This is a genomic window from Lentzea sp. NPDC060358 (assembly GCF_042725365.1).
Taxonomy (GTDB): Bacteria; Actinomycetota; Actinomycetes; order Mycobacteriales; family Pseudonocardiaceae; genus Lentzea.
Map to the genome: position 1 here is coordinate 1 of NZ_JBHXCW010000411.1, position 3,846 is coordinate 3,846.

Consider the following 3,846-nt stretch of genomic DNA (forward strand, 5'->3'; position numbering starts at 1 on the left):
CCCCGCATTCTTTTCCGCTGCGAGGGCAGGCTGCGCCGAATGGCGGAAGAGCCTTCCGATGTGCGAGGGTGAGATCATGGCCGCCACCTCGCGCTTCCCGCTGCTCTCCTGGACGACCATCGCTCCCCTGCTCGGCGTGATCCTGCTCGCCGTGACCTGGGGGCGGGACATCGGTGGCGTGCTCGTCGCGCTCGTGGCACTGGTGCTCGCGGCGACCGTGCTGGCCGCGGTCCACCACGCCGAGGTCGTGGCGCTGCGGGTGGGGGAGCCGTTCGGGTCGCTGGTCCTCGCGGTCGCGGTGACGGTCATCGAGGTGGCCCTGATCGTCACGCTGATGGTGTCCGGCGGGCCCGAGGCGTCCTCGCTGGCGCGCGACACCGTGTTCGCGGCGGTCATGATCACCACGAACGGCATCGTCGGCGTCGCGCTCCTGCTCGGCGCGCTGAAGCACGGCACCACCCTCTTCAACGCCGAGGGCAGCGGCGGCGCGCTCGCCACCGTGATCACGCTCGCCACGCTCACGCTCGTGCTGCCGACGTTCACCACCTCCACGCCCGGCCCCGAGTTCTCCGGCCCGCAGCTCGTCTTCGCGGCGCTGGCGTCCCTGGCCCTGTACGCGATGTTCGTGTTCACGCAGACCGTCCGGCACCGCGACTTCTTCCTGCCGGTCGACGCGGACGGCGTGATCGAGCCCGACGAGCACGCGGAGGCGCCGTCCGGCAAGGCCGCGCTCATGTCCCTCGGCTTCCTCGTCGTCGCGCTCGTCGCCGTGGTCGGCCTCGCGAAGATCGAGTCGCCCGCGATCGAGGCGGGTGTGCGCGCTGCCGGCTTCCCGCAGTCGTTCGTCGGCGTCGTGATCGCCCTGCTGGTGCTGCTGCCCGAGACGATCGCCGCGGCGCGGGCGGCGTTGCGCGACCGCATCCAGACGAGCCTCAACCTCGGCTACGGCTCGGCGATCGCGAGCATCGGCCTCACCATCCCGACCATCGCGCTGGCCACCATCTGGCTCGACGGCCCGCTGATGCTCGGCCTCGGCTCGACGCAGATGATCCTGCTCCTGCTGACGGTCCTGGTCAGCGTCCTCACCGTCGTGCCGGGCCGCGCGACCCGCCTTCAGGGCGGCGTCCACCTGGTGCTGCTGGCGGCGTTCCTGTTCCTGGCCGTCAACCCGTAGGCCGCTCTGGGATGATCGGCCCATGAGGTGCGTGGTGCTGGACGACTACCAGGGCGTGGCGCTCGCGAACGCCGACTGGTCGGGCCTCGACGTGACGGTGCTGCGCGACCACCTGGACGACCCGGCACCCGCGCTGGCCGAGGCGGAGTGCGTCGTGGTCATGCGCGAACGCACCCCGTTCCCGGCGGCCCTGCTCGCCCGGCTGCCGAACCTGAGGCTGCTCGTCACCACCGGCATGCGCAACGCCTCCATCGACCTCGCCGCCGCCCGCGAGCGCGGCGTCGTGGTGTGCGGCACCGGCAGCGCGAAGACCCCGCCGGCCGAGCTGACGTGGGCGTTGATCCTCGGTCTCGCCCGCCACCTCGCCGCCGAGAACGCGGCGTTCCACGCGGGCGGCCCCTGGCAGAGCACGGTCGGCGTCGACCTGGCCGGGGCCACGCTGGGCCTGCTCGGCTTCGGCAAGCTCGGCACCGCCGTGGGCCGGATCGGCAGGGCGTTCGGCATGGACGTCGTGGCGTGGAGCCCGGACCTGACCGCGGACCGCGTCGAGCCCGAGGGCGTGCGGCTCGCCGACGGCCTGCACGACCTGTTGCGGCAGAGCGACTTCGCGTCGATCCACCTCGTGCTCGGCGACCGGACGCGCGGCCTGGTCGACGCCGCCGCGCTGGCCTGCCTGCAGTCGTCGGCGTTCCTGGTCAACACCTCCCGCGCGGGCATCGTCGACGGCGCGGCGCTGCTCGAAGTGTTGCGGGAGAAGCGGATCGCGGGTGCGGGGCTCGACGTGTTCGAGGTGGAGCCGCTGCCGCTGACCGACGAGCTGCGCGCGCTGCCGAACGTGCTCGCCACCCCGCACCTCGGCTACGTGACGCGGTCGAACTACCGCACCTACTTCCGCGAGGCCGTGGAGGACATCCGCGCGTTCGCCGCGGGAAAGCCGATCCGGCAGCTCTAGCGACCCCGCGGGGTTCGTGGCCAGCACACTGGCGCCGCGTTCCCTACCGATAGTAGGTTCAGGTCCATGACGCCCGACGCCTCCGCGCACATCGAGGTCGCCGCCACCCCGCAACGGGTCTTCGACCTGGTCAGCGACCTGCGCGGACTGAGCGGCGTCGCCGAGGAGTACGCGGGCGGCCGCTGGCTCGGCGGCGGGGGCCCGCGGGTCGGTGCCCGCTTCCGCGGCGTCAACCGGCGCGGCTGGCGCCGGTGGCCGACGACCGCGACCGTCACCGACTGCGACCCGGCCAGGTTCGCGTTCGAGGTGAAGTCGCTGGGCCTCGCCGTCTCGCGTTGGCAGTACGACATCGAACCGGTCGACGGCGGCTGCCGCGTCACCGAGTCGACCTGGGACCGCAGGCCCGCCTGGTACCGCCCGCTCACCGTGCTCGCGACCGGGGTGACCGACCGGGCGGTGACCAACCAGCGCAACATCGAGGCGACGCTGCGGCGGTTGAAGAGCGCCGCCGAATCCGCCTGACCACGGCTGCCGCACACGGCCGGCCGTTCCTCGAACCCGCCCGGCGAATTGCGGCAATGAAGTGGCGCGGCAATCCGCAAGGGCGATGCCGTCGAAACGGCAGGCGTGAGCACGCCGGAACCCCAATGGCCCTTCTGGGCCGGAAAACCACTGTTCAAAGCCATGTGGAACCGTTCCCACCCAACCTTAAACCAATTTAAAAGCAGAAACTTTCGAGTCTCGCCTGAACCCGCTCCGTGACCTCCCCGTAGTCATCGGTACAACACCGGACGGACCACCCCGAGGAGACACGGAATGGGCGCTCGACACCGCAAGCCCGTCATGATCGGCGCGGGCGCCATGCTCGCGGTCGCCGCTGTCGCGGGCGGCATCTTCGCCTTCAGCAGCACGAACTCGAACGCGGCCGAGGACTGCGGCGGCCTGGACACCGCCCTGCAGAACAACCTCACCTTCATCGCGGGCCAGCAGGCCAGCCCGGACGCCCAGTCCGACGCCCGCATCGCCAACCGCCAGGCGGTGGTGAACCTCATCAACCAGCGCCGTGCGGCGGCGGGGTGCGGCGGCAACGTCCAGGCGCAGCCGCAGAAGGGCGAGGCGGCGACGTCCGGGGAGGACTGCGGCGGCCTCGACAAGGCGCTGCAGAACAACCTGACGTTCATCGCGGGGCAGAAGGCCAGCCCGGACTCGCAGTCCGAGGCCCGCATCGCGAACCGCCAGGCCGTGGTCGACCTCATCCAGCAGCGGCGCAAGGCGGCGGGCTGCGCGGGTGACGGCGGCGCGGCCAACGCGGGCAACGGCAACCAGGGCAACGGCAACCAGGGCAACGCGGGCAACGCCACCCCGCCCGCCGCGCAGCAGCCCACCGCCCAGCAGCCCGCCCCCGGGCAGGGCGACGGCGGCGCCACCGGCCAGCAGGTCTGCGCCGGCTCGACCGTCACGCTGTCCGGCGAGGGCGGCGCGCCCGCCGCGTCGAGCGGCGAGTTCCCGATCGGCACCACGCTGAAGGTCACGAACCTCGACAACAACAAGTCGACCACCGTGAAGGTGGCCTCGGTGTCCGGCAGCTGCGCGCTGCTGAACAACGCGGCGTTCGAGCAGGTGCGCGAGCCCGGCAAGTTCCTGATCCGCCGGGCGCGGATCGAGAAGATCGGCTGATCGACCGTCCACAACGGACGGCCACTCCCGCACGGCGCGGGGG

General features: G+C 72.1%; 4 protein-coding genes. All 4 read left to right on the plus strand.

What is annotated here, in order from left to right:
- The first annotated feature begins 76 nt into the window (after positions 1-76).
- A complete protein-coding gene (locus tag ACFWGZ_RS40160; RefSeq protein WP_382456829.1) occupies positions 77-1,174 on the plus strand; it encodes a calcium:proton antiporter in 1,098 nt (365 codons plus the stop codon).
- A gap of 22 nt (positions 1,175-1,196) precedes the next feature.
- A complete protein-coding gene (locus ACFWGZ_RS40165) occupies positions 1,197-2,126 on the plus strand; it encodes a D-2-hydroxyacid dehydrogenase family protein (RefSeq protein WP_382456830.1) in 930 nt (309 codons plus the stop codon).
- A 66-nt stretch (positions 2,127-2,192) separates the two neighbouring features.
- Positions 2,193-2,648 carry an SRPBCC family protein gene (locus ACFWGZ_RS40170; protein WP_382456831.1) on the plus strand — a complete coding sequence of 152 codons (456 nt, stop codon included), beginning with the start codon at positions 2,193-2,195 and terminating at the stop codon, positions 2,646-2,648.
- Positions 2,649-3,176: 528 nt separating this feature from the next.
- Positions 3,177-3,803, plus strand: a complete 627-nt coding sequence (locus ACFWGZ_RS40175) for a hypothetical protein (RefSeq protein ID WP_382456832.1) — start codon at positions 3,177-3,179, stop codon at positions 3,801-3,803.
- Positions 3,804-3,846: the final 43 nt, after the last annotated feature.

What these genes read in the sequence shown, in the direction of transcription:
- ACFWGZ_RS40160 (WP_382456829.1), top strand. Translation starts at nt 77, where the DNA reads ATGGCCGCCACCTCGCGCTTCCCGCTGCTCTCCTGGACGACCATCGCT.
- ACFWGZ_RS40165 (WP_382456830.1), top strand. Translation starts at nt 1,197, where the DNA reads ATGAGGTGCGTGGTGCTGGACGACTACCAGGGCGTGGCGCTCGCGAAC.
- ACFWGZ_RS40170 (WP_382456831.1), top strand. Translation starts at nt 2,193, where the DNA reads ATGACGCCCGACGCCTCCGCGCACATCGAGGTCGCCGCCACCCCGCAA.